Annotated in this window: 25 protein-coding genes; 11 read left to right on the top strand and 14 right to left on the bottom strand. The window is 50.7% G+C overall.

Annotation, left to right across the window (positions count from 1 at the left end):
• Positions 1 to 98 precede the first annotated feature (98 nt).
• The 4 genes from JL719_RS06760 to JL719_RS24280 all read left to right on the top strand — a co-directional run bounded on the left by JL719_RS06760 (position 99) and on the right by JL719_RS24280 (position 3,723).
• Positions 99 to 1,544 carry a flavin monoamine oxidase family protein gene (locus tag JL719_RS06760; RefSeq protein ID WP_225893049.1) on the top strand — a complete coding sequence of 482 codons (1,446 nt, stop codon included), beginning with the start codon at positions 99 to 101 and terminating at the stop codon, positions 1,542 to 1,544.
• Between the two features lie 129 nt (positions 1,545 to 1,673).
• Positions 1,674 to 2,303 carry a DUF47 domain-containing protein gene (locus JL719_RS06755; RefSeq protein ID WP_033157920.1) on the top strand — a complete coding sequence of 210 codons (630 nt, stop codon included), beginning with the start codon at positions 1,674 to 1,676 and terminating at the stop codon, positions 2,301 to 2,303.
• Between the two features lie 10 nt (positions 2,304 to 2,313).
• Complete coding sequence (locus JL719_RS06750) at positions 2,314 to 3,426, top strand: inorganic phosphate transporter (protein WP_033157921.1); 1,113 nt, start codon at positions 2,314 to 2,316, stop codon at positions 3,424 to 3,426.
• 168 nt (positions 3,427 to 3,594) lie between these two features.
• Positions 3,595 to 3,723 carry a hypothetical protein gene (locus JL719_RS24280; protein ID WP_256438968.1) on the top strand — a complete coding sequence of 43 codons (129 nt, stop codon included), beginning with the start codon at positions 3,595 to 3,597 and terminating at the stop codon, positions 3,721 to 3,723.
• A gap of 157 nt (positions 3,724 to 3,880) precedes the next feature.
• Here JL719_RS24280 and JL719_RS06745 read toward each other — a convergent pair whose 3' ends face one another.
• The 10 genes from JL719_RS06745 to JL719_RS06700 all read right to left on the bottom strand — a co-directional run bounded on the left by JL719_RS06745 (position 3,881) and on the right by JL719_RS06700 (position 11,870).
• Entirely contained in the window at positions 3,881 to 4,465 is a 585-nt protein-coding gene (locus JL719_RS06745; RefSeq protein ID WP_051670197.1) for a DUF2799 domain-containing protein, read from the bottom strand.
• 618 nt (positions 4,466 to 5,083) lie between these two features.
• The gene (locus JL719_RS06740; protein ID WP_033157922.1) at positions 5,084 to 5,272 is read right to left on the bottom strand and encodes a hypothetical protein; all 189 of its coding nucleotides are present in this window, start codon (positions 5,270 to 5,272) and stop codon (positions 5,084 to 5,086) included.
• Positions 5,273 to 5,454: 182 nt separating this feature from the next.
• On the bottom strand, positions 5,455 to 7,386 hold the full coding sequence (locus JL719_RS06735) for a class I SAM-dependent DNA methyltransferase (RefSeq protein WP_033157923.1): 1,932 nt from the start codon (positions 7,384 to 7,386) through the stop codon (positions 5,455 to 5,457).
• Positions 7,387 to 7,394: 8 nt separating this feature from the next.
• Positions 7,395 to 7,781 carry a type II toxin-antitoxin system VapC family toxin gene (locus JL719_RS06730; RefSeq protein ID WP_033157924.1) on the bottom strand — a complete coding sequence of 129 codons (387 nt, stop codon included), beginning with the start codon at positions 7,779 to 7,781 and terminating at the stop codon, positions 7,395 to 7,397.
• Positions 7,782 to 8,012, bottom strand: coding sequence for a hypothetical protein (locus JL719_RS06725; RefSeq protein ID WP_033157925.1), 231 nt, complete (start codon positions 8,010 to 8,012; stop codon positions 7,782 to 7,784).
• Between the two features lie 2 nt (positions 8,013 to 8,014).
• Positions 8,015 to 8,308 (bottom strand): hypothetical protein, encoded by a 294-nt coding sequence (locus JL719_RS06720; RefSeq protein ID WP_033157926.1) that lies wholly within the window; start codon positions 8,306 to 8,308, stop codon positions 8,015 to 8,017.
• Positions 8,305 to 8,616, bottom strand: coding sequence for a restriction endonuclease subunit S domain-containing protein (locus tag JL719_RS06715; protein WP_033157927.1), 312 nt, complete (start codon positions 8,614 to 8,616; stop codon positions 8,305 to 8,307). The genes JL719_RS06720 and JL719_RS06715 overlap by 4 nt, the downstream gene beginning before the upstream one ends.
• The gene (locus tag JL719_RS06710; protein ID WP_084153361.1) at positions 8,617 to 9,450 is read right to left on the bottom strand and encodes a restriction endonuclease subunit S; all 834 of its coding nucleotides are present in this window, start codon (positions 9,448 to 9,450) and stop codon (positions 8,617 to 8,619) included. It lies immediately after the preceding gene.
• Entirely contained in the window at positions 9,447 to 9,884 is a 438-nt protein-coding gene (locus JL719_RS06705) for a hypothetical protein (RefSeq protein ID WP_201799023.1), read from the bottom strand. Before JL719_RS06705 ends, JL719_RS06710 begins: the two co-directional genes overlap by 4 nt.
• A gap of 6 nt (positions 9,885 to 9,890) precedes the next feature.
• Positions 9,891 to 11,870, bottom strand: coding sequence for a DEAD/DEAH box helicase family protein (locus JL719_RS06700; RefSeq protein ID WP_201799022.1), 1,980 nt, complete (start codon positions 11,868 to 11,870; stop codon positions 9,891 to 9,893).
• A 465-nt stretch (positions 11,871 to 12,335) separates the two neighbouring features.
• On the opposite strand from JL719_RS06700, the gene JL719_RS06695 reads away from it, so the two are divergent.
• Entirely contained in the window at positions 12,336 to 13,529 is a 1,194-nt protein-coding gene (locus tag JL719_RS06695; RefSeq protein ID WP_026601715.1) for a tyrosine-type recombinase/integrase, read from the top strand.
• Positions 13,530 to 13,572: 43 nt separating this feature from the next.
• On the opposite strand, the gene JL719_RS06690 is transcribed toward JL719_RS06695, so the two are convergent.
• The gene (locus tag JL719_RS06690; protein WP_026601716.1) at positions 13,573 to 14,988 is read right to left on the bottom strand and encodes a Fic family protein; all 1,416 of its coding nucleotides are present in this window, start codon (positions 14,986 to 14,988) and stop codon (positions 13,573 to 13,575) included.
• Between the two features lie 269 nt (positions 14,989 to 15,257).
• On the opposite strand from JL719_RS06690, the gene JL719_RS06685 reads away from it, so the two are divergent.
• The 6 genes from JL719_RS06685 (at position 15,258) to JL719_RS06660 (ending at position 18,481) form a co-directional block, all read left to right on the top strand.
• A complete protein-coding gene (locus JL719_RS06685) occupies positions 15,258 to 15,914 on the top strand; it encodes a transglycosylase SLT domain-containing protein (protein WP_026601717.1) in 657 nt (218 codons plus the stop codon).
• Between the two features lie 18 nt (positions 15,915 to 15,932).
• Positions 15,933 to 16,244 (top strand): flagellar transcriptional regulator FlhD, encoded by a 312-nt coding sequence (locus JL719_RS06680; protein ID WP_026601718.1) that lies wholly within the window; start codon positions 15,933 to 15,935, stop codon positions 16,242 to 16,244.
• Positions 16,241 to 16,789: a FlhC family transcriptional regulator gene (locus JL719_RS06675; RefSeq protein ID WP_026601719.1), complete on the top strand. Its 549-nt coding sequence runs from the start codon at positions 16,241 to 16,243 to the stop codon at positions 16,787 to 16,789. The genes JL719_RS06680 and JL719_RS06675 overlap by 4 nt, the downstream gene beginning before the upstream one ends.
• 132 nt (positions 16,790 to 16,921) lie before the next feature.
• Positions 16,922 to 17,266, top strand: coding sequence for a UPF0175 family protein (locus tag JL719_RS06670; protein WP_026601720.1), 345 nt, complete (start codon positions 16,922 to 16,924; stop codon positions 17,264 to 17,266).
• A 6-nt stretch (positions 17,267 to 17,272) separates the two neighbouring features.
• Positions 17,273 to 17,761 (top strand): PIN domain-containing protein, encoded by a 489-nt coding sequence (locus tag JL719_RS06665; protein ID WP_026601721.1) that lies wholly within the window; start codon positions 17,273 to 17,275, stop codon positions 17,759 to 17,761.
• A 195-nt stretch (positions 17,762 to 17,956) separates the two neighbouring features.
• Positions 17,957 to 18,481: a hypothetical protein gene (locus JL719_RS06660; RefSeq protein ID WP_203531407.1), complete on the top strand. Its 525-nt coding sequence runs from the start codon at positions 17,957 to 17,959 to the stop codon at positions 18,479 to 18,481.
• A gap of 10 nt (positions 18,482 to 18,491) precedes the next feature.
• On the opposite strand, the gene JL719_RS06655 is transcribed toward JL719_RS06660, so the two are convergent.
• The 3 genes from JL719_RS06655 to traF all read right to left on the bottom strand — a co-directional run bounded on the left by JL719_RS06655 (position 18,492) and on the right by traF (position 24,210).
• Positions 18,492 to 21,689, bottom strand: a complete 3,198-nt coding sequence (locus JL719_RS06655; RefSeq protein ID WP_026601723.1) for a conjugal transfer protein TraG N-terminal domain-containing protein — start codon at positions 21,687 to 21,689, stop codon at positions 18,492 to 18,494.
• Between the two features lie 62 nt (positions 21,690 to 21,751).
• A complete protein-coding gene (locus JL719_RS06650; protein ID WP_026601724.1) occupies positions 21,752 to 23,203 on the bottom strand; it encodes a conjugal transfer protein TraH in 1,452 nt (483 codons plus the stop codon).
• Positions 23,200 to 24,210, bottom strand: coding sequence for a conjugal transfer protein TraF (gene traF / locus JL719_RS06645; protein WP_033157929.1), 1,011 nt, complete (start codon positions 24,208 to 24,210; stop codon positions 23,200 to 23,202). The genes JL719_RS06650 and traF overlap by 4 nt, the downstream gene beginning before the upstream one ends.
• Positions 24,211 to 24,654: the final 444 nt, after the last annotated feature.

Below are 24,654 nucleotides of genomic sequence, written 5' to 3'. Positions count from 1 at the left end.
ATTTGCCTGCAATATTTGGCTCGTACCGTAGCGAGAATTCGCTGCCGATTCGAATAGCGAACCGGCTGGCAACCCATAATCACGCAGAGGCGACGCAGATGACCACCCTACCCCTCAAGCAACTGGCCCGTTCCATCTGTTTCATTGTGTTGGCCCTGTCGCTAAGCTTGCGCTCCGCCGCCTTAGCCGCCGAACCGCTTAGCGCCGATGTGTTGATCGTCGGCGCCGGCCTGTCGGGTTTGAGCGCCGCCTATCATTTAAAGAAAGCCGGCAAAACTGCCGTGATTTTGGAAATGAGTCCGCGTGTTGGCGGCCGCATCCGCACCGCGGCTTACCCGGACGGCACGCATGCCGAAGTGGGTTTGGAAGAGTTTTGGGAAAATAACCCGGCTATCGAGATTTTCCGGGATTTGCATGTGCCGATGGAAACGGCTTACAGCAGTTTTTCCAGTTTTTATTACCAGGGCAAGCTGTATCCGTTTACGCAAAGTACCAATCAGGAGTTTCTGGCATCGGTGTTGGATACCGACGAATTGCAAGCCTATCAACGCTGGGACGCCAAAATGGCCGAGCTTTATCAGCAATTGGCTTTGCGGCCCTTGTCCGAGGATATGCTGGCGCTGCAAGAAATTTCCTTTGCCGACTGGATCGAAAGCACCAGCGGCCTGTCGCCCAAAGCCCAAGAGTTGGTGCGCATTGAAACCGAACCGGAATATGCTACCTCCTGGCGAAAAATCAGCGCGCTGGACGGCATTGCCGAATGGCATTATTTTTCCGGCAATGGTCTGGCACCCCGCCATGTAGTCGGCGGCAATCAACGAGCCGCGCAAGCGCTGGCCAATTTTATCGGCCGGGACCGCATCCTGCTGAACCAGCAAGTCACTCATATCACCGCCACCGACAACAATGTGGAAGTGCTTACGTCGGACCAAAGCAGTCTGCGGCAAAAGCTATTCCGCGCCAAATACGTGATCACTGCCATTCCATTATTCCGGCTCAACGACATTCAGTTCGCTCCGCCGTTGAGCGCCGAGCGCAAGCAAGCTATCCAAACCCAATCGGCCGGCGCCTACTTTACCGCGCACGTCACGGTAGATAAGGCCGCCAGCAGCTTCTGGACCCGCGACGGCGACAGCATATTGCCGATTATGACCGACAGTCCGCTGGGGGTGATTTATGAGGGCGGATCAAAATCCGGCGCCGATGCGCTGTTGAATTTATTGATCAGCGGTGCCGACGCAGAACGGTTTAACTCGCGGATGAGCGATCCGGACCAGATTCGGGAAGCTTTGCTGGCGGCGTTTGACAAACAATGGCCCGGTTTCCGGCAGTTGGTCAAACGGATGAGCTTTTACCGTTACCATCCGCGCGCGATAGCGTCATGGCCGGTCGGCCGATCGCGCTTCGATAGCCTTTCCGAGTCGTTGAGAAAACCGCAAGGCCGCATCTATTTTGCCGGAGACTTTTCCGAAGATACCCACTCCAACGGCGCCAGCCAATCGGCAATTCGCGCGGTTAAGGACATTTTGCAAAAACGTGATTAACCCGCGCTTGGCAGTTTAGCGCCTGATGACATCCGCTACGCATGCGGCCGGCAAATTGCCGACAGTTTCTGCACATGCCGCCACGCTGTTATACAATATGCAACAAAACCGTCACAATTAAGGTACACCATGTTCTCTCTACAAACCATTTTTGGCAAAGGCGATAAATTTTATGGATTGCTTGAAGCTAGTGCGGAATCGGCACACGCCTCGGCCAAAGCTTTGATAGAACTGCTAAGCACACCCACCACCCAACAGTCACTAGAAAAATTTAAACAGGCGCGGCGCCGGGAAAAGAATTTATTCGGCCAAATCAGCGAAGAATTAGTCAATACCTTCGTGACCGTCCTGGACCGCGAGGATATAGAAGCCCTAAACGGCGCGCTGTATAAGATTCCGAAAGTCGTCGAAAAATTTGCCGAGCGTTATACGCTGGCATCGGAGCGGATCGGCGATGTCGATTTCAACAGCCGCGCTGTCATGCTGGAACAAGCCTGCCAAGTTTTGGAACAAATGGTTGGTCAACTGCGCAAAGGCATGGATTTGGACGAAGTCAAAAGACTCAACGATCAACTGCAAACGATTGAAGCGGAAGCCGACGAACAGATACTTGAGCTGTATCGCGACGTCTACGCCAACGAAACCGATCCGATCCGTTATCTGGTAAAAACCAATTTGTTCGAAATCCTGGAAAAAGCCATTGACCGCTGTCGCGATGCCGGCAACGTGGTTTACCACATCGTATTAAAAAATTCTTAGTGGCTCCGTCATGCTGACATTGCTTTTGCTGGTCATTCTGGCGGCACTGATATTCGAGTTCGTCAACGGTTTCCACGACACGGCCAACTCGATTGCCACGGTAGTCGCCACCAAAGTATTAACCCCCACCCAGGCGGTGATCCTGGCTGCCGTGACCAATCTGGTCGGCGCCTTATCCGGCACCGCGGTAGCCAAAACCATTTCCTCAGGGCTGGTCGATACCGGCATGGTGACGATTACCTCCGAAGTGTTGATTTGCGCACTGACCGGGGCGATTATCTGGAATCTGATCACCTGGGCCTTGGGCTTGCCCTCTTCTTCCAGCCACGCCTTGATCGGCGGCTTATGCGGCGCGGCCCTGGCGGCGGGGCACAATAATCCCGATGTGTTGATATGGTCGAAAACCGCCTTGGTATGGACCGAAAACAAAGGCCTGCTCTGGAAAGTGGTGATTCCGATGATCAGCTCGCCAATTGCCGGCTTTACCTTGGGCATTTTGATCATGGGTTTGTTGATGGCAATCATCAGCGGCATGAATTCGGCCGGCGGTGTCATGGCGCAAATCTCCCGGCCGAGATGGATCAATGCGCTGTTCGGAAAAGCACAATTGCTATCGGCCGGTTACATGGGCTTTGCCCACGGCAGCAACGATGCACAAAAAACCATGGGCATCATTGCACTGGCCATTTTTGCGGCCAATAACGCCGGCACGCTCGATCAGTTGCCCAGTTGGGCGGAATTCCTGCGTCCGGATGGCGGCGAAAAGGACATCGACACCTGGATCGTCTTCAGTTGCGCCTTGATCATGGCGCTCGGCACGTCGGTGGGCGGCTGGCGCATTATCAAGACCCTTGGCCACAAAATGGTCAAACTGCACCCAATCAATGGCTTCGCGGCGGAAACCAGCTCCGCCACCATTCTATTGGCCGCCGCACATTTCGGCATGCCGGTTTCCACTACGCATAGTATCTCGACAGCAATCATGGGTGTCGGTTTTGCCAAAAATCCCTATACCCTGAAACTTTCCGTGATCGAACGGATTGTTTGGGCCTGGGTTCTGACGATTCCCGCCGCCGGCGGCATAGCCTGGGGCATGGTGAGTTTATTGCCGCTGTTGCAGTAAGCCGCTAATTTGACCATCAGGTTAATCATTGACTATGCAAATTCCCAAGGTAGTCTGTTAGGAGAGGGAAACTAATGTTGTAAAAACCTATGCTTGTAGCCCGTCCAAAAAATCATTAGTCACCCCACTGAAGTAACAAGGCTTTTTCCTAAATGAAAGGTGGCTGAAATGATGAGAGAAATACTGGAAGTCGTAATGCTATTGGGCTTGATGGGTGGCCTGTTTTTCGTGAAACACGAGTTTGAGAAAGACAAGCAGGAAAGACTGAACGACGGCAAACCCGAACCGAGAGAATGAGTTAAAGGCAAAAACGCTGCCAGGCAACTTAAAGGCGGAGTTAATTCAAAAAATTATCAATGTCTAGCTTGCCTAACAGATACCGTGTTTTGCTAACGGCTTATCTGTGCATAAGCCGGATACTTGCAACGAATCGTCCCGAATCCCAAGAAGCCACTCAGCGATAAGACTGAGACTCATGGCGAAACTCGTTGAGTTGCCGTTCGTGGTAGTAAAGATCATCCCGAGCCCGGTCTCGGTTACGCCGCAATTGACTTATATCGTTACGAATTCTGGCCCGGTCTTTGTCGTTTAATTTGTTATCCCCCAAGCTGATTTCTTTGCTGGAAAGTTCGTTATCTATCCTATCCAATTCGGCGCGTTCTCTATGTACAGCGTAAGCCGCTGCGTGGTAACGGCTGAATACACCATCAATCGATGGCGGGCAAACATGGCGGTAATCATGGCCTTGCAAACCCACTTCAAAAGCGTTATCGATACGACAGTATTCTCTTATACCCTGTTCGCGGCCAGCAAAATACTGCGAATCATTAACCGCCACACCGTATTCGGAGCATGCCTTTCGATGTTCGCTCAGCCGCTCACTCGCCTCTCCAGAACGGCCGTCTTGAACCCCTAAACCAAACCAATCACCCCGCTTGCAGTCTTGTTGGCTAAGCGTTGCACAGCCGGTAAAAAACACAACACATAAATACCCCGTTAAGCGCTTCACCATGATTTTGTCTTCCCAATAAAGATTCACCGCACCGCCAGAACAGCCGCAATGGCTTGAAGCCCCAGGTATCCTGAAACTGAACTGGAATCGCTGGAAATTATAGTCAACATTGAAAATTAGACGAACAGATGCCGGCCCACGGCGAAATCGATTCAGGCCAAAATGCCAATGACTACTACCGGGAAAGTTGGGATGGCTAAGCCAGTCAAAACCATCAACTGAAAGCCCTAAAGACCGCGATTCAAGAACTGCAACACGCCATGGCTTCTACGTGATGTGCAGAAGCTGTCCAGCGTGCGATAAGAGATTATTTCCAACGGCGGTTGAATGTCCGACCATAAATAGATAAGCGTAATCGATGGAGCGTGATCATTACGACGCCGGATTCATCGCGATGGCAACCGAATCCAGGGTGCGTAAGATCTTCAAAAAAGACATGGTAACGTTTAAGTTGCAGCTCTGCCGTCATCGTATTTCTGATCCTATTGCTGTGAAGACGCTGCCACTATAGGCCTAAAAATAAAGGATTTTTTGATCTACAACAATCATTAGCGTAATCCTATACCTACGCGCCAGCCAATCCAAAACCGGGCGCTTTACTTCTGGCGTGAGCATGGCCGATGACCGTAGAGCTTTGAGATCGTTCTAATGAGAAGCCCAGTGCTGGCGAATAGTGTCCGCATGTGCCATCAAATCATTAAACGCTTGTACACAATCTCGATGGTAAGGATGTCTTTTGTTATTCACCGGGTGGCTCAAGTCTTCCATCAATTCGTTAACCACTTGTTCAATCTCCAAAAGCTCCATCGGCTTCTTGTTGAAAAATTCGCTCATTTTCCTGACTCATATTTTTATTTATTTGAAGCTTTAGCTTACAAATACCTTATGACATCAATGTGACAAAAAGCGAGTTCAACAGCATTTACAAAAATTCCTAGCACTTGAGCAAAATGCATAAGTCCTTCGTTCGATGTTACAAACCCAGGTTATTACCATGCATTCGGAACGACGCAGCGTTAGATCATGGCTGCTAAATTCGCCATAGCCCGCGCGACTATCTCGCCTTGATGATTGATGTTGTCGATAATCTGCTGCACGGTACGGGTATCAGTAACGGCTTTGGCATGCGGATTCACAGCTTTCAGGTCGAAAACGGCGGCGTCGATGTCGCTGGCTTTGGCCTGGGCTTCGCGGACGGCTTTTTCCGTGGTTTTAATCGCGTCTTCAGCGGCGGCGATTTTGTCCTTGCCGGCTTTGTCGCGTTTGAATGCCTTCAAGGTTTCCCGTAACGGCAATAGTTCTTCGGTTAGCCGGTTGGCTTCGTCGATAAAGGGCTGTAGGTCTGCGCGGGCTTTTGCGCGGCGGGCGGCGAAATCGACCGTCCAGGAAAAATCGCTGTCGGCTTCCGGCGTGCCGTGTTTCGCCAGCAAACGGGCAAACGACGGGAAGAGCTTGTCGTTATTTTCTTCCACCGCCAGCCAGTCGGCGGTCAGTGTGGACGGCAATTCGGCATCGCTCAATAGGCCGCCGTGTCGATCAAAACCGAAATGCGCCAACGTCATCGGCGACTTTTTACCGACTTTGACTTGCGACAAGTCGTAATACCAAATGCGCTCGGTTTTGCTACCTTTGCGGAAAAACAGCAGGTTGGTTTTAACGCCCGCGCCGGCGGTGGAAAACACCCCGCCCGGCAAACTGACGATGCACCACAAATCGCATTCATCCACCAATTTACGTTTGGTTTCCACGAAAGCGCTTTCGTTGGTGCGGAACAGCAAACCCTCGTCCAGCACGATACCGCAGCGCCCGCCCGGCTTACCGTCCAGCGGCGCTTTCAATTCTTCCAGGATATGCTGCACAAACAACACTTGCGTGGAGCCGGTTTCAAAATCGTAGTTTTTCTGCGCGTCCGTGCCTTCCTTGCCGCCAAACGGCGGATTGGTCAGGATCACATCAAAGGTTGCCGGCGCGTGTTCTAATAAACCGTCGTAGGTTTGTTTAGCAGTCAGCGTGTTGCCGTGCCAGAGATTGGGCTGATCGATGCCGTGCAAAATCAGGTTGGCTAAGGCGATGGGGAATACCAGATTTTCCTTTTCCCGACCGAAAAACGTATCGTGCTTCAGCGTTTCCAACACCGTCGAGGCCGGCGATTGCCCTAGTTGATAGGCGATATGCTCGTAAGCCACCGCCAAAAAGCCGCCGGTGCCGCAACAGGGGTCGTACACCGTTTCGCCCGGCTGCGGATCGAGCACATTCACCATCGCCCGAATCACTTCGCGCGGCGTGAAAAACTGGCCGCCGTCCGAGTTCTTTTCGCCCATTTTCAGCAGCAAATCTTCATAGACTTGCGACAGGGTAAAGAAATGGGTGTCGTCGATATGATCGATGTGGATTTCATGCACCTTGTCGAAAATGTCGCACAGATTGGTTTCGCTATCCACGCGCACCTTTTCCACCGCCGTCATGATACGGCCAATCACGCGCTGCTTCGGGCTGGCGCTGGCGTTAGGCAGTTGAGTGCGCGGGTCGACATCCAGCCGATGCAAATGCGGCAGCAATTGGTTATTGATGAAATCGAACAAACTGCCTTCACCGGCTTCGAACAAGGCTTGCCGCTTCCAACCAAACCGATAACCTTCCGGCGTTTTCGGCGCATCCGGCTTATCGGAATACGGCGCGGCCCAATCCTGCCAGCGATACGGCGCCCGCAAAGCCGGCGAATAGTCGTTGCCCAAGGCTTCGGCTTGTTCCAGGGCTTTTTGCTCCTGGGCATCGAGAATGCGCAAAAACAGAATCCAGGTCAGTTCAGGCACATATTGCAAGGCGCTGGCGCAATTGGAACGGCGCATTACGTCGCAAATGGCTTTGACGAAAGACGACAGCGATTGCGTGGAGGCGATGGCTTTGGGGGCTTTGGCGCGGCGTGCCGATTTAACTTTTTCAAGCATGTTTTTTCTCACCACAACGTCGCGACGGGATACTGGCTAATCAGACTATCGGCAGTCAAAATAACCAAATCATGTGCCATCGCTTGGCATATCAACATGCGATCAAAAGGATCGCGGTGCAAGGTTGGCAAGCGACTTAATTGGAAAACGGCCTTTTCATCCAGCGGCAAATAATCGATCAAATGGTCGCGGCATTGTTGGCGAACAAACGCTTCGGGTGCCAGAGGTAGTGGCAACTTTCCCAACTGATGCTTGACCAACACTTCCCAAATCGACACGCTACTTAACAACACCGTGTTATCAGGATCTTGAAACACGGTCTTGGCCTTTTCGCTCAATGCCGCGTCATCGCTGGCCAACCAGAGAAAAGCACAGGTATCCAATAAAACTTTCACTTAGCGCCCTTCAAATTCATCCAGCAAATCCGCTGGTAACGGTGCAAAAAAACTATCCGGCACTTTAAAACTGGCTTTGGCCAGGCCTATGGGACGTCGTTGTCCGGTAGCGGCAGGCTGCGATGCTTCTCGCTCCAAACCCAGTCGAAAGTAATGCACCAAATCGTAAATCTCGCCCAGCTTATCGCTGGGAATTTGTTTGATTTCTTCAATCAGCTGTTGTTGCAACATGGCTAACACTCCATCAATTCACGTTTTACATAGGCCCACATTAGCAGTTTGTGCTTTGCACCGGAACCGATTTCGACCATTTCGAGGGCATCCTCGAAATGGTCATCTAGAGGCTGACCACTGTTTCGACAGGCCTCTTTAGCCCGTTCCAGTACCGGCAAAAAATGCCGGAACTCTGAATAATCCAAGACTTTGGACAAGGCGCGCGCCAGCCAGAATTCGTTACCGTTATCGTCTAACCGACGGATATTCTCGAATGTTGCATGGTGCTGTTCGGCGATATGTTTGGTGGTCATGACGATCTCCTTTCGTGATTAAAATCGAAGGCCTTAGCCAGCAACCGTTCAGGGATTTTGTTCAAGTCGTCAAGCTGTTGTTTAATGGCCGCCTTGACCGGTTGCAATTGTTTCAGCGCAACGGATATTCGGACTTGCTCGGAATACGGTGGCAGTTGAATGAAGCCTTCTGCAAGGCGATTACACAACATCCGTTCGCGTACTGCACCGCGCGCCAGCGAATTGATGCACTGCACACCGTAAGGCGAACGTAGCCAGTAATAAAACCAGCGGGAGTCGACTACCCCAGGCTTGCCCCGCAACGCCACTTAATCCGGGCTGGTGATGCCGGGCTGATCGTCGTCATCGACAAAGGCAATCGAGCCGATCAGGATACGCATTGGATTGTAAAACACGGTACCGGAGAAAACCGGTTTATAACGTTGCGGTTGTTTGCCCGGCGGCTCCTTGGCCGGGGCCAAGCCGTCACGGGTTGCACCCAATACCGGGTAATCGGCCCAACGTTCACCAATGCCCTTTTTCACTTCATCCAGAACATCACCTAACGGGCATTCGCTAACCTTGGAATGCTCGATGCTTTGGCGAATATAGGCATTGGCAAGTTTGACAATTTCTTGCTGTTGGATTTCTAAAGCCTGCCGCGCGGTTTCGACTTCGGCTAGTTGGGTTTTGAGATTTTTTATGACCTGATGCTGTTTCTCTATTTCGATAATAGGTACATCGAAGTTCTTTATTTGATCTGTGGTTAAATTTCGGAATATAGCGCCTGTTGCATGTTTATCAGTTTCAACCAGCTGAAATAGAAACCAAAAGTAGAGAAACTCAGTAATAATTTTTCGTTGATCTAAATTTCTGAACCCCACAAACCCGTCATGGATGCAAGCATCAACATCTAAAATAGAAGGCAACCCCGGAGAACCGCTTACAACCATCGTCAAGTCTCCTTTTAGCATGGGTCTACTGAGCTTAGCACCTTCGTTGGTCAAAAAATCCACCTTTGGTACAACATACATCCCGTCGCGAGTAACGTCTTCAACCATCAATCTTGGTACATTTCCTCCGTAATATCGCTTGTCACCTTGGGGCCTCGGACTGCTACCTCTCACCAACTCGCAAAGAGTATCAACTTTCTGAAAATTCATACCCCAAACAACCTTCCCTTAGCCAACAAAATCACCTCCACCGGTTTTCCCAATTTTTTCAACGCCGCCAAACCACCCGCCTGCTGAATGTCCGGCACGTCCCACAGCGCCGGCGTTTCCAAAGCTTCGGTGCCGCCCAGCGCAAATTGCAGACCAAAGCCGCGCAACACCATGGCGCTGTCGCTTGGCATGGTGTCGAACCAGGCTTGATTGCTGTCGATATACGCCTGACCGCGTTGCGGCTGCTTCAAGGCTTGGGCGCGGTAGCCGTGGTGGGCGAAGATGTCGTAATAGTCAAAATCCTGCATGTCTTCCAGTTCGCGCAGTACTTCCGGCGAGTAATGGTCGCCCAGCAGATGGTCTATCAATTGCCGGCGTTTTTTGGCTTCTATCCACAATTGCCGAAACTGGTTGAGGTCGTGCGCTTCGCTCACCACGCGCTACAGGATTTCCCGGCGGTATTCGTCGCTGGGGATTTGCACGTCCCGGCCGTCGCGGCGGGTCAGAATGTAACGGCCTTGCGGGGTGACACTGACGTATTGGCCTTTGATCTCTGCTACCGAGGGTTGATGGCCTTGTCCTCCATCGCCATCATTACCGCCGTCGTCATCCTCGTCATCTTCATCATCGCCGCCCGATTTTTTCTTTTTGCCCGAGCTGTTCGCGGTGATGAAATCGGTGCCGAATAAGTCGGTGACGCCGGTGTAGTCGTAGAGCCAAAATTTGTATTTTTGGGTGTCTTCGTCGATGCGGGTGCCGCGTCCGACCATTTGGTAAAACAAGATGCTGGATTCCAGGTAGCGGAAGAACACCACGGCATTGAGGCGTTCGATGTCGACGCCGGTTGCCAGCAGATCGACCGTGCAAGCGATGAAAGCGCGTTCGCCGGAGCCGCGCATGGGCTGGATCAGGTCGCGGCCGCCTTTGTTGGTGCATTTAAAGGCGTACAGGTCTTTCGGGGTTTTGCCGTGCTGTTTGCACCATCGGCTGTACAGGTTGTTCATCTGTTGCACGACGCGATCAGCATGAATGTCGCGGGTGCAGAAAATAATCACTTTTTGTTCGGGGCCGCCGTGGCGGCAGAGTTGCTCGAACAAGTCTGCGCACATGGTGGGGGTGCGCAACTCGATAAAGATTTCGTCGTCGAAGTCTTTGGCGGTGTAGAGGTCTTTTTTTAAATCCGTCTCGCAAATGGGTTTGCCGGTGCGAAGGTCGGTGGGTTTGAGGTCGAGTATTTGTTGCTTGGTATAGCTGATGTTGTCGATACTGGCCTGGCGTTTGACGATTTCGCAGGCGGCGAGGTAGCCGTCTTCTTGCGCTTGAATCAAGGTGTATTCGTAGACCGGTTCGCCGAAGTATTTGAGATTGTTGGCGGTGATGGCGGCATCGTCGGCGGTTTGCTGTTTGGATTCGCGCAACTGGCGCGGCGTGGCGGTCAAGCCGATTTGCACCGCGTTAGGATTACGCAGCAAGACTTCCGACCAACGGCCCCAGGCGGAGCGATGGCATTCGTCAATGATGATGACGCTGAAGGCGTCGGGCGGATAGTGGTCGGTTAAAAAACTGCTGGCGCCGGATTCCTCGTCATCCAAACCCAAGGTTTGATAGGTGGCGATATGCACGCGGGCGTTTTTGGCGGCGTTTTGTCCGCTGGCGGTTTCGACGATGCGGGCGCTATCGCCAAAGGCTGCTTTCAGTTTGTTATAGCCTTGGGTGCGCAGTTCGTCGCGGTCGCACAAAAATAATGCCGGCTTGGTCAGGCGTTGGGCTTGTTGCAGGCGCCACAGCAAGTTGGCGGCAATCACCGTTTTACCCGCGCCGGTGGCCAGTGCCAGCAAAACACGACACGGCTTTAGTGCCCGTTCGCAATGCAGGATCTTCTCGAACACGGCGCGAATCGCGGCATCCTGGTAATAGCGGCTCTTGGGATAGGCTTTGCTGTCGGCGGTGAACAACAGCGCCGCTTCCGGTTTATGCAGGTCGATGCCGGTGTCGTTGAGGTAGCGCTGGGTTAGCGCGGTGTGCGTTGGAAAGTGTTCTTTGAACGCATGCGGCCCGGTTTGCAAGCCGGTAGTTTTATCAAACTCACCATAACGATGGCCGTTGGTGGCAAATACGTATTGCACATGAAAGCGACTGCATTCCGCGTAGGCCTTGGCTTGCTGCATGCCTTGCAGCGGGTCGGCCTCTTCCTTTTTCGCTTCCAGCACACCGACGGGGAGCGGTTTGGTGGCATCGGGCGTTTGTACGCAAAGTAGATAATCAGTGCGACCGCCGCCGGGGCGTCTGCGACCTTTGTGGCCGATCGCTTCCACCGGTGCGGGTGTTTCCAATTTTAGTTTGCCGTCGTCGTCGTAGCCTTTATCGCGCAGAACGGGATCGATCAACCAATAACGGGTTTCAGCTTCGTTGTAGCTCATTTTTGGTGACTTTCCCTATCTTAGAATTAATTGGAAACGGCGTCCGATGGGTAATAGTCTATCAAACCCATTAAAAAATCCTTGCCCTGGATTTTATCAGTAGGTCGATTTCAAGTTGAATGGGTTGCTGATCTGATTCCAAACCGAATTTGGATATTCGAATCAGATAGACAGAACTGGATGAAGCTAGACGCCCCTCGGATCAGCGGAGGGCCGGCGCGGGCAAAAAAAAGCCCCACATTTAGATGTGAGGCCTTAATTTATTTGGCTCCCCCGGACGGGCTCGAACCGCCGACCTAGTGATTAACAGTCGCTAAAAAGTATGTTACCACGTATTTCTGTATGTTGCAGAATAGTCCTAAATGCCCGATTATATTGAACTTTATACCATCATCCGTTCATGGTTGTTTCAACCTGCAACCTTATGTTGCGGAATTCAAGTGACCATAAAGTGACCACGAAATCATGTTTACTGACAAATCAATCAAAGGGCTTAAGGCAAAACCATCGGCATATAGACTCTATGAAAAAGGGCCTGATAAAGGCTTTGGTGTCAAAGTCACTCCAGCGGGAAGTGTGACCTTTTTTATTCAGTATGCAGGTTCAGATGGTAAACAAAAGTTTACGAGTCTAGGACGATATCCATCGGTTACCTTATCTGAGGCTAGGGATAGATGTCGTGAACTGAGGCGGGATATTGATCGAGGAATTGACCCTCAAGCCCGCATCGAGCTAAGGCATGGCAGCGTAGCTGATTTGTTTGACTACTACATCAAGCACATGGTTGATTCTGGTAAACGAACCTTCGAAAAGGTCGAGGCCGATCTCCATTACAACTGTAAAGATATTTTAGACTTACAAGCCAAAGACGTAACACCAGCCCATATAAGGAAAATACTTTACACAATTATTTCGCGAGGTTCGAATGTTCAGGCTAATCGAATTCGATCTTACTTAAGAAGGGCATTTGAATTAGGGGTTTATCACGATAACGATCCCAAAAACCTATCAAATGATTTTACCTTTCAAATACAAACCAACCCTGTCGATGCAATTCCAAAAGACACAAGTGCCGAAGTAGCTGGAGAAAGAGCGTTATCATTTGCCGAAATCAAAGTGCTTTGGAACGAAACATGCGTTCATGAGCAATTCCATCTAGCTACAAAATTATTACTCCTATATGGCTGCCGTTCTTGGGAGCTCTGTGGTGCAATGAAACATGAGTTTGATTTTGATTCCATGATTTGGAGTGCCCCGCCAGAGCGCGTAAAAAACGAACGCTGGCTGGTATTGCCAATCACTCCATTAGCAAAAAAATTACTTAATGAACTATGGCCGTATTCTGGAAATTCTGAATATCTATTTCCAAGTAGATATAATGAAGAAAAAACGATTCATAAAACATCTTTGGCTCACGCCATAACTCGAATAAGCAGTATAGATACTTTTACACCGAGAGATTTAAGGAGAACAGTAAAAACTCGTATGGGAGAAATTGGCATAGAGAAAAGCATCAGGGATAGGATACAAAATCATGCTTTAAATGATGTAAGTTCAAAACATTATGATAGATATGATTACTTACAGGAAAAACGAAACGCCTTATTAAAATGGGAAACCCACCTAATCGAGTTGACTGCAGATAAAAATACCTTCTGATGATTTTTATTGGATCTAATACAATTTAACCATAATTATTTTTTTATTCAGTTCGATCACTGACCTTTATTCCTTTTTCCCGCCATACTGAAAACTCCAGAGGACGCAATCCAAAACGAATTGCATTTCCCGCATGCAGAGTTTTAAGTTCGTTTTGTATTAAAACAATGAAGCGCTGCTTGTCTTCTGAAGACACTGAATCCGGAATACCTGACATGATCGATGCTTCATCGGTCGCCAGCCCCTCCCGGACAATGGCTCGTATCACTTCAGCCAGTTCGTTTCTATAACGTAATCGAACGATATCCGGCGGTACGAGCTGCTGCTGCACGGCAACGTATTGCTGGCAAGATCGCTCGTAAGCCCAGATGTAGACATCTCTCAACAATTCAATTCGATTCAGCTCATAGACTCCGAGGGCCGCGTCCACGTAAGCCTGTTGAGGCACATCGATAAAGGACAGTGGACAGAGGTTGTGCTGAATCAGCGGGATATTGGCCGCCAACCGCGAAACCCGTTTATTGACGTCTTCGAAGGGTTGCAAGTAGGGCAAATGCACCATTAGGAAAAATGATTGTTCAAACGGATCGTTGATTTCAGCCGCCATAGTCATGACAATCCCGAACAACTCCTCAATCCGTTGCGGCATCGCAATCGGCAAATAAACGCTGCCCCCGATATCGACCGCCCGATTGCGTAGACGCCCACAACTCATCGGGTCCGCCAACAAACCATCCGATAAAAAAGCATGTAAGGCAACAATGGTTTCTGCTGTAACGCCGGCATGCTCAGTATCGCGTACCAAATATTCAATGGCCGACTTGTGATTGAGGATCATCTGGGTTTCCATGACATCCTTACCTTCAGCGGCCTGTCCGAATTCGATCAGACGTTCGGTATCCAGACGGCTATAGGTATTGCCTTCTAATCGGGATGAAGCCCATGATAAATCAATAAGCAAGCGATTCAGAATGTCACGAGCAAATGTGCCTGCCGGGGTTTGTTCAGCCGGCGACCGACCCAAGGCATGCAATTGTTCACGCAACCCGGCCGGTAAATAATAGGTGTTGTTTGGATAGTACTGCCCAAGGAAATCGGGTTGATAGCTGACGGGAGATCGTTGAGTCCTAGGTTGACGAATAAAGGACTTAATCTCTTCGCCTTCCGGCGAAATGGGAATATAGACTTCGTCAACGAATTGCCGGATCGAACCGTCAACGACACTAACCGAGTCGACACCCTGACCAGGCTTTGCAATCTTATATTTCAGAGCACGCCCTTCGCCTTTACTAAAAATGCGGCGCTCTGCTACCAATGTGGCCAAACGGCGTTGCAAAGTACGCCCCTTGATTTCAAAGTCTAGCTGTTGCGCAATGTCTTTCACACCTATACCTTCAGGATATTGGGCAATCAACTTCTCGACTCGATCCAGCTCTTCTGTTGGGACTGTTTTTGGCATGATTTGTTTTTTGGTGTCGCGATTTACTTTATTGCGCCACTTAATATGTCACTAAACCAAAAATCGCGCCATAAAAATATTCTTGGTGGTACACATAAACCTCAGCCACCATCTGCTCACCCAAGTCATCACATTCCTTCCGATCATAAGATCAAGCAAGGCCAAACTCAGAGGGTCGGCGAAAAACAGCTAAAAGAGAGGTTTTTCGAACTTATAGAATTTTTGGCAACATCGTAAACTCGCCTCAAGACCAAAACGGCGAGCTGATAATGTTCATTATTCACATAAAAAATCAAGAGTTTAAATCCTCTGGCGTTTCAACCCAACCCGCTATTAAGCATCTTTGGATTGGCATGATCGGTGGCCTTTGCATCATCAGCCAACCAATGGAATCATTGGCTGCTGATTCTATTCAAACGAATGGCAACAGCCAACACACCGCAACATCTAACACCAAATTACAACACACGCTATGGTGGCAAATAGCCCGAAGGCATCGTATTGACCCCTATATTCTGTATGCCGTTGCGCTCACGGAATCGCGAAAAAACGGTGAACAGAATCGTGTCATGCCCTGGCCTTGGGCCATCAATAACGCGGGCAACGCCTTTATTCCTAACAGTCAGCAGGAGGCTGAAACTTTACTTAATGAAATGTTGGATCAGGGCAAGCGTAATATCGACGTCGGCATCATGCAAGTGAATCTGCGATGGCATGGCCACCGAGTTGCGAAACCCGAACAACTCTTGATCCCGAGCACCAATCTCGAAATCGGCGCTAGCCTACTCTCAGAGGCCATCCAATCGGTGCCAGACAATCTCGCTCATGGTATCGGCCGATATTACAGCTGGAAAAACGAGCCTGCAGCCATTCAGTACGGACAAAAAGTGATCGCCTTGGCGAATCAAATCAGAGCGATTCTTTAGCCAATAGAGGATTCCAGAATGGATGAGAATCTATACAAACTCAATCTCGACTACCTCATCGTCGCTCAATCCTTAATTTTTTCCGAAAGTGAACAGAAAGCCATGTTCTGCTTAGGTCTCACGACCGAAGCGGTGTCGTTGCTCAGAAAGATGCCGCTCGAACAATTAAAGATTCTGGCTCGAAGTGATTGCCTAACCTTTGTTCCTCGTTTCAATCCCCACAAATGGAGCAAATTCCTAGACGTCCAAAAAACCGTAGCCCCCGATGCACTCGCCGCAAGGGCTGTCGAGCTCCTGACGCTATTATCCTCCCATTCACCAGAGTCATGAGCAACCATTGCGCTTTTGCTGCTCGACTCAAAGATCAGTATTGGGCCTATCAATTACTGAAACGAAAGTTGCGTACAAAATTGGCCAGCCGGGCCATCAAAACCCTGCGTCCTAAAGACTTGTGTAACCTTTACTTTTCGCTGCACCGCGAAAGCCCAGTGGCGGGACTGGTCCCCAGTATTACGGCAATGCCGCAGTCACGCGAGTCGTTTCTTTACATGGCCCTATTTGCTTCAATCTATCGAAGCGCTTGCTCAGGCGCTATCAGGGCGGAAATCGACCTGAATGCCATGGTATTTGCCTGGGATACTTTTTGCGCATTATATCCAAGCCATATCCAAGAACGCCGACCGTTTGGCCGCATACGGCCAGCAAATTTCGATGAAGCCTGGATTATCGTCGAAGCCCTGAGAGACGGACTCGCTGAATTACCTTACTGTACGACCTGCCATACGCCCTATCTGATCATTCATGGTTGCAAATACCAGCAGGTCTGTCAGATGTGCGTGTTAAACCAAATCTCTAAAACCATAATCAACACCTAGTAGTTGATCCTCGGAGTAAAGTTGTTGTGGCCGTATGGGTGTCGATTCATTGTCCAGGGAGACAATTTTATGCAGCAATTTTCATTTAGAGGATTATAATCCACCTACCCAATCTTCCTATGTAATCAGACTATGAAAACGGTCAATGTCAGCGGTCTAAAGAACAACCCCAGCGAAGCGTTGCGCATGGCTCACGAGGATATGGTCCTGGTTATGAATCGAAACGAACCGGACGCGGTGATGGTCGGCCTCAAAGCCGCCAAAATCATTGGAATGCCGGGCGTGCGTAAAGCCTTGGCAACGGCACTTTTCAAGGACGGTAACCTGTCCCTTGCCCGCTCCGCTAAACTGGCCGATATGCCGTTGGCAAACTTTATTGCGCACGTCTCGCGCCTGGGTATTTCCGTCATCGATCAAACGACTGATGAAGTCAAGGATGATTTGGACACTCTGGACCAGTGGCTCAACCAAGCCTGATCGCGGATGACCAAAAAAGTCATTGTCGATGCCAGTCCATTGATCGGACTGGCGTTGGTGGAGGGTTTAATCTGGCTGCCCCAGTTATTTGGCCAGGTTTTCGTGCCCGAATCGGTTAAACAAGAAGTGTTACCAGGCAAATCGGCACCGGGTGAACAAGCCCTAGCTCACGCATTCGATTCGGGTTGGCTAACGGTATGGCATGAATCCATCACACCTTGTTTAGACATTGATCTGGACGCTGGTGAAACGGATTGCATCAACATCGCGCTATCGTCACCCCAAAATTATTTGCTGATCATGGACGAACGTGCCGGCCGGGCTGTGGCCAAAGAATATCAACTCCAGGTCGTCGGTACTGCCGCCGTCATCGGACAGGCCAAAAAACAAGGTTTGATTTCGTCTGCTCGAGCCGCTTTTGAAATTTTGCACCGATCGGATTTTCGGATTTCGGCTACTGTGATCAACAAAATTTTGGCGAGTGTCGGCGAGTGATCCAGTCGTTATGCAGGCCATTTTTCTTTGCCCTAAAAAATGGCTTTGATTTAAAAACCGACTTGGAACGTTAGTTCATTCGCGGTAGGATTGCCCAACCGCTTAAGCATGGAGAATACAATGTCTTCACAGTCATCACTCTCAGATCGGTTCAAACGGCCCAGCCAATCGGTTCAAACTCGATCAAATCACTCAATGTTTAAGGGCCATCATGCAACTGTCGATTGTCCCGAATGCCATCGAATCATGGTGCCGCGCGTCATTACCTATTACGGGCAACCAACAAAATCGATTTGTCCATTTTGTGGTGCAATGTTTGCGCGGTTTCCGAGTGAATTACAGAAGTTTTTGCAGCGTTTTCATACCCGCACATTAACTACAAAGCACTTTAATTTTTTTAGCTTGGCAGCTGGATTATTTGGATTAACATTCATGGGCAGTTCAAAAGACATGCTGCCTGAAACACTTTCTACATTTGCCCTTTTTGGTTTTGTTACTTTTACTGTTCTAGCATTAGCAGAATTAGTTTTTCAGTGTATTGAACAATTGGCAAATCGTCTTTCCCATGAAAGTAATTACTATTGGGCTACCTTAGTGCTTGTAGCCTGGGTACTGGGGAGCATTAACAATGAACTTACCGTACCAATTATCATGCTCTCATTTGCCATGATTCTGCGAGGGCTTATTGTTGGTTTTGGACAAATTCTTCGCAACAAATAATTCATGGTTCTTAATAATTAATTAGTCCTCTAGCTCGATTAAAGCTACTAATCTGATCTATGAGATCCATGCGATTTTGGCCGGCTGCACTCATCAATAACTTTGAAATATTGTTGCCATCAATGTCTCCTTCCTCTTTGATCAATTGTTGTTTTGCTGCGGCCAAATTTCCGCTATATCCTCCACCAACTGATATTCCAGCGAATGCTTCAAACATTGCTGCTCGGTAATATGATTTTTGACTTGGCGTTAATTTGTCACCGATTTCATTAATTCTTTGGTCTGCCCAAGCCTGGGTAGTTTGAATAAAACCGGAGTAAGATTTAGAGGCTCCGTATTTTACCGAATCCCAAAAGCTTGCTCCGTTCGAGTAAGCTTCCGTAGTATTTGAAGTAAATTCTTTAATGCTTTCAGCACCAGAAGAACCCACGGCTTCGATATTCTTGGCGGTATTATAAATACTCCCTCCCAGGTAATCGTATGTTGCCTCTGCGGCCGAAGGCGTGTCATTAGCCGCAGCCGCAATGGATTGCCTGAAATGCTCCGCTTTGACGTTTGCCAATTGCCCAAAGCCTTCGCTTGAATATTGTTCACGCTCAGCCAAATTACGATCATGCTGCGCTTCGATACGGGCTTCGCCGCCGGCAATTTTCCCCGTCGCTGAACGAATCTGTGCCTGAGCATGCTGATTTAGCGATTCGGTTTCAGCGCGTGGGTCTTTAATCTGAGCCTGTTCGACAATAGTCTGAACCTTGCCAGTTTCCGGAGCATTGGCCTTCAGCGATTCGTTCTGGCTGGCATTCCAGCTTTGATCGGGCTGCGGCGCATTAAAAGTGTCGCCCAAGAGTTGATAACCCGAGATTTGCGCCTGGTGCGATTGTTGATTATCCAGAGTGCGGTAACTGGGTGACGAAAAACCGGTCAATAACGACATGCCAGCAGCGGCATAGGCTTGATCGGCATCGCTGATCCAACCGGCGGCTTTCCACTGCGAGGCTAGCCGCTGCGTATCGCCGCGCAAGCCATATTGGTCTAGTGTACGATCCAGGCGTTCCATCAAGCCGGGATCATGCGCAATTTTGTAACCCGTTTCCGCCGCGCCGAAGCTGGCTTGCGTTCCGAAGCGTTGTTGGGCTGATAGCGTTTGTTGATAGGATTCGCTGGCCGATACGGCATCGGTTGCGCTGTGTTGCAATGAGGACAACGATTGACTTTGCAGTCCCATTGAGGCGACGTTTCGGGTGCCGGTTTGTGCATCCATCGCCAGGCTTTTGGCTAAGCCGGCTTGGTAGCCTTGGCTGTCGTTGACCGTTTGGCTGATGTCCGCGGCAATCGCATCGGACTTGTCCTGACTGACTTTGAAATCGTTCTGCAAGCGGCCAGATATTGCGCCGCTGAGTTGGTCGCTTCCCAGCTTGGCCCCGGCATTGGCACTGCCGGCCACCAACGCTGAGAACTGATCAGCGGAAATTCCGGTATCGGCGTGTTTCTTGGCGAAGGCTTCACCGAACTGACGGTTATAAGCATCGGTATAACTGGAACTGCTGGCAATCTGATTGCCCAACGAACGGCTGTCAAAGGCATCGCTGCTGATGCTGGCCGATTTCATCGCCGTTGACGACACACTGTGCATGAAGCTACTGCTCGCCTGTTCCGAAGCGCTGTAAGCTGATGAAACCGCCGCACTCATGTCTTTTCCGGCCGTGAAGGTCGGCAGCACTTTGTCGACACCGGTTTGGGTAACCGCAGACAACGGACTGTATTGATGTTGCGCCTGGGCATTCAAGACCGGCGCCGGACTGATCACATCGGGCGTGGCAATTCTTTCGTTAATGGTGTCGCCGCCATCCATCCGTCCCAGAAAATGCGTGGCGGTTACCGCTCCACGATAGATCAGCATCAAGGTGATCGCCGGCGTCGACGCCGCCAACATACCGCCAATCGACAACCATTGCTGTAACTCCATGTCCAGTTGGTAAATCCCCATCATCGACGGTAGATTGTAGGTGGCCGTAGTAAGTGCCGCCATTTTGCCGGCGGCCGACATCTGGATGAACAGATTGATCACCGCTAGTATTGGCATCCACAACTGGATCCACAGCAGCATCGAGAAATAACCGATATTCATCCGAATCCCGACATTGCCCAGCATCACCACGAAGGCCATGATCGGCGCGATGGCATAGCTCAATCCCTCGATGAAGGCCATCATGGGCCGGACGATCTTGGCAAACAAGGTTTGCTCCGCTGCCCATTGAGTATTGCGTTGCTGAATGGCTTGCTCGACCATCGCCGCCTTGTTCCAGTGCAAGCCGTCTTCATGCCGACCGATGACGCCTTTTTCGAACATCGGCATGATCGCCGACATCAGCATGTAATCGGCGGCATCGACCACACCGGCACCGGCCAGCGCATCGAAGGCCTCCTGGATTTTTGGTACCGTGTCTGTTGCCGCTGGTAGGCCTAAGGTCGGTTGCAACAACCCTTCCAGCGCCGTCGTGAAATTACCGGTGGCCACCACGCTCAAATCCGTCCAGGCATCGGTACAGGTTTTGGTTTGCGGTTGGCCGCCGACATAGATTTGGGTCATGTAGATGTCGGAATCGAAGCGAATGGCATTCAGGGGATCCGCATCGCGTAAGATGGCGTCCACCGATTTCAGGTTTAGATCGACACCGGTCAAGGTACATTCCCGCACGTAATTGGCAAACGAGGTTTCCATGTCGCTGCCGGCATTGGGCACATTGGCGGCGCCTAGATTCACCCGTGATAATAGATTCTTCCGTACCGCCGTCAAAGTCTGCAAACTGTCGGCAAAACCATTGCCGGTCATCGACGGCGTGCCAAAGCCCTGTTCGAACAAACGTGTGGTCCGATAACCCATGTTCGACATCACACTACCCACCACCGCTGGTCCCAACGGTACGTTGTCGACCACTACCACGCTGCCGGTATAGGCATCCTCGATCGACACCCGCACCGACGGCGCATACAACATCAACCACAACACATAGGCCAACAATAAATCCTGATAACGAATGCCGCGGCCATCCCATTGCAACAAAGCCCGGAGCATGACGATGATGATGCCGATCAAACCACCCACGGCTGCGGCGGTGCGGTAATCGCCGGTACCGGAAATCATAGCGATCGCATTCAGGACGGCTTGCAAATAGGCGGAATCGCCCACGGAGAAGATTTCAAACATGGGCAACCTACCTTTTAATCAACGACGGAGAAAACCATCATGGGAGACGGGAAAACGAGATACTAAGGACTTGGCCAAGCCATCCCGGAAGCCGGCAATTGCGCCACGGTGCCGTAGTGTTTGGGCTTCACGGTGGTCATCAATTGCTGGTAGAACGCCATCAGGGTTTGTGGATTGCCGTAGCGGCCGGCGATGGTGACGTATTCAGCCTGGATTTGCTCGCGTGCATCTTTCAGAGCATCCATCAGCAATTTGGCGTAGGCATGGTCATTCATGTGCGCAGCGGTTTGCACGGCATTCAGTAGATCGTTAACGATCAGTTGCGCCAATTCCAAGGCAATCACCGGTGCCGCTTCTTCGGCCCACAGTTTGGCAATGCCGGCGTCCTCCCTAGCCAGGTTATGGATCATGCCGCCGATGGCATCCGGCACGGTTTGCATGAAGGCTTTTTCGCTGTCAGTGATTTGACCGGAGTTGGTCGAGAATTTGTAGATGAGGCCGTTACCGCTATTGGCTGAACCCAGCAGGATGTCCATCACCCGCTGCTTCAAGCCGACCAGATTGACGTTTTGGACGATGGGTTTCAGACACTGATCGGCATCGTGTCCATCCGAACAGGTGTACATCCTGACGGTTTGATAACTATTGCCGGCGTCATTGCCGTACATCAGATCCTTGATCCGCAGCACCGGCGGCGGCGCGCTGACTGCATTGTTTTCGCCTTTGCCGTCGGGCGCGGCTTGAGGCGCATCGACGATCACGGTACCGGAAATACTCATCGCCGCTTCCAGCAAATTGTTGCCGCCGAAGCGGAACCAACCGCCGGCATTTTGATTGACCAACGCCCGCCAGACCAGATTGCCCTGAATGATCTTGGTCATATCCGTCGGGTCGTTCTGCTTGATCTGCTGAACCGGATCACCCAGAGTACTGGTATTGGTCCAGCTGGAAAACACATCCGAAATACCCTGGGTAAACGAGGCATTGGACAGATTGGTTTTACTCTGCAGATCGAAGGCTTTGACCGTATCGTTGACTAAGCCTTGTGCCAACCGGCAGGAGTTGCTGAACATCTGGTTCATTTCCTGGATTTTCTTTTGCAGGTCAGTCATCACCGACGCACACCAGGGACACATGGCACCCACGGCCAACTGAAACGCATAACCCGCCGCATTACCGGCCACGTTGCGCATCAATTGCACGAACTGGTTGAAGTTGATGAAACTGAAACTGCCGGCGAACAAATCGATGCCGCCACAACCGGCACTGAACGACGGTGGCACGAACGACACCAGGTTGGTGTTGGTGATACCATTGCGCGCCACCAAGCTACCGCCGGTAATCACGCCACGGCGCTGTCCCAAATGGGCGGTCGGTGCCGTGAAATTGGTCATGGTACCAAACATGCTGTCCATTTCCTGTTGCAGGTCGGCATAGGCTGGAACGGCACTCTCAACCAACAAAATCAACACTAAGATCTGACGATAGCGTAATCGAAACGTAAACGACGTCATGGCGTGCTCCCCATTTGCGCACTGCGTTGCAGTGCCTGGATCAATGACAGTGGATCTTGAGTGGCCGCAGGGCTGATGCTACCGGCGGCCGGTAACAACATCGGCGTATTACGAATGCCCTGGGTGGTTTGGTATTGCGAAGCATCGATCCATCCCGCTTCCTTGGCCGCCAACAGAATACGACCGGTGATTTCTTCCAGCGACAAGGCGCCTTGCGCCAACGGCACAATCTGCTTGGGCGGTTTCATCAGAAACAGCGCTGGTGTCTGTTCAACGCCCAACATTGCAGCCTGACCTTGATCGCGTTTGAACTGACTGAAAATGCCATTCGGCATCGGTAAACCATCCAGCGACACGGGATAAATTTTGAATCCATAAGCGTTTTCCAGCATCGCTAAAATCGGCGCCTGCACATGGCAATAAGGACAATCGGACCGGAAGAAAAACAAAATGCCTGCTTGGGCGGCAATCGACTTCAAGGCGCGTTCGGCCACCACGCCGGCCTGATGATTGGCTTCATTGGCCGCATAAGTTGCCACCGGACGACGCACGGTTTCATCGAGTTGCGGATCAGACATCACCACATAACGCGCGGCGTTGGTAAAGCGCTCGGCTTTATCCATCATCACCCGCTGCAGGTAATAAAACGCCGCAACATTCTCTTGGGTGGGATCATCAATGGCCTGGTTCAGGTAATGCTCCAAGTTTTGCTTCAACCATGCCGAGGACAGTGGTTGGGGTTCAGCAGAGGGATTGGTTTGTGTTTTGGGTTCAATTGGAGTCTGAACGACGCTGGGTGGTTTGCTGTCATGCCTGGGTTCTTCCTGATCAGCTTGAGTTTCGGGTTGAGGTTTTTTAACCGGCTCCGGCAACACCTCATACCAAAACCAGCCGCGCTGTTTGTCGGCGAAATAGGAAACCTCGGGCGCGTTGTCTTTACCCATCGCCAGTGAGGAACTGAGACACAAGCTCATGATGATCGGCAAAGAAATGACATTTCGGTTCATCGCGCCATTGTCCGTCAGATCTTCCCAGCGACTTTTGCAGCTGACGTCGAAAACGCCATCAGCTGCAAGATGGCTCGAAAAGCTATCGCAGAACGCGACCGTAACAGCAGGAGATCGCGAATTCGTCGTCAACTGCAATCGGCGTCCCATATCGGTTGCATAAAATGCCGACGTTATTGCGAACGGATGATAGCCCGCAAATCCCAACAGGAATTCGACTTTCGATTTCCCTACTGTAGTAGGGAAACGTAACGGTCGTTAACCGGCCTGTAATCCGATGTTATTTCCTAGGTAGGCATGAGTCACGCCGTTTTGCGAAGGCAATGCCTAAATGAACCCTCGATAAAATGACAGTGATATGCCTACTGTGGTAGGGATTCAATTTGCAAATGGCTATGCAGTAAGGCGCTTTCCAAGGCTCGCAATGAATAGAAAATCCCGTTA

This window comes from Methylomonas sp. LW13 (assembly GCF_016865255.1).
Lineage (GTDB): Bacteria > Pseudomonadota > Gammaproteobacteria > Methylococcales > Methylomonadaceae > Methylomonas.
This window is presented reverse-complemented; position numbering and strand designations above follow the sequence as displayed.

Coding starts and splice junctions, on each gene's coding strand:
- traF (WP_033157929.1), bottom strand. CDS start 24,210: ATGAACCGAAATGTCATTTCTTTGCCGATCATCATGAGCTTGTGTCTC.
- JL719_RS06725 (WP_033157925.1), bottom strand. CDS start 8,012: ATGTTGCAACAACAGCTGATTGAAGAAATCAAACAAATTCCCAGCGAT.
- JL719_RS24280 (WP_256438968.1), top strand. CDS start 3,595: ATGATGAGAGAAATACTGGAAGTCGTAATGCTATTGGGCTTGATGGGT.
- JL719_RS06750 (WP_033157921.1), top strand. CDS start 2,314: ATGCTGACATTGCTTTTGCTGGTCATTCTGGCGGCACTGATATTCGAG.
- JL719_RS06755 (WP_033157920.1), top strand. CDS start 1,674: ATGTTCTCTCTACAAACCATTTTTGGCAAAGGCGATAAATTTTATGGA.
- JL719_RS06695 (WP_026601715.1), top strand. CDS start 12,336: ATGTTTACTGACAAATCAATCAAAGGGCTTAAGGCAAAACCATCGGCA.
- JL719_RS06710 (WP_084153361.1), bottom strand. CDS start 9,450: ATGAATTTTCAGAAAGTTGATACTCTTTGCGAGTTGGTGAGAGGTAGC.
- JL719_RS06700 (WP_201799022.1), bottom strand. CDS start 11,870: ATGAGCTACAACGAAGCTGAAACCCGTTATTGGTTGATCGATCCCGTT.
- JL719_RS06665 (WP_026601721.1), top strand. CDS start 17,273: ATGACCAAAAAAGTCATTGTCGATGCCAGTCCATTGATCGGACTGGCG.
- JL719_RS06740 (WP_033157922.1), bottom strand. CDS start 5,272: ATGAGCGAATTTTTCAACAAGAAGCCGATGGAGCTTTTGGAGATTGAA.
- JL719_RS06670 (WP_026601720.1), top strand. CDS start 16,922: ATGAAAACGGTCAATGTCAGCGGTCTAAAGAACAACCCCAGCGAAGCG.
- JL719_RS06655 (WP_026601723.1), bottom strand. CDS start 21,689: ATGTTTGAAATCTTCTCCGTGGGCGATTCCGCCTATTTGCAAGCCGTC.
- JL719_RS06720 (WP_033157926.1), bottom strand. CDS start 8,308: ATGACCACCAAACATATCGCCGAACAGCACCATGCAACATTCGAGAAT.
- JL719_RS06690 (WP_026601716.1), bottom strand. CDS start 14,988: ATGCCAAAAACAGTCCCAACAGAAGAGCTGGATCGAGTCGAGAAGTTG.
- JL719_RS06680 (WP_026601718.1), top strand. CDS start 15,933: ATGGATGAGAATCTATACAAACTCAATCTCGACTACCTCATCGTCGCT.
- JL719_RS06760 (WP_225893049.1), top strand. CDS start 99: ATGACCACCCTACCCCTCAAGCAACTGGCCCGTTCCATCTGTTTCATT.
- JL719_RS06685 (WP_026601717.1), top strand. CDS start 15,258: ATGTTCATTATTCACATAAAAAATCAAGAGTTTAAATCCTCTGGCGTT.
- JL719_RS06675 (WP_026601719.1), top strand. CDS start 16,241: ATGAGCAACCATTGCGCTTTTGCTGCTCGACTCAAAGATCAGTATTGG.
- JL719_RS06735 (WP_033157923.1), bottom strand. CDS start 7,386: ATGCTTGAAAAAGTTAAATCGGCACGCCGCGCCAAAGCCCCCAAAGCC.
- JL719_RS06660 (WP_203531407.1), top strand. CDS start 17,957: ATGTTTAAGGGCCATCATGCAACTGTCGATTGTCCCGAATGCCATCGA.
- JL719_RS06650 (WP_026601724.1), bottom strand. CDS start 23,203: ATGACGTCGTTTACGTTTCGATTACGCTATCGTCAGATCTTAGTGTTG.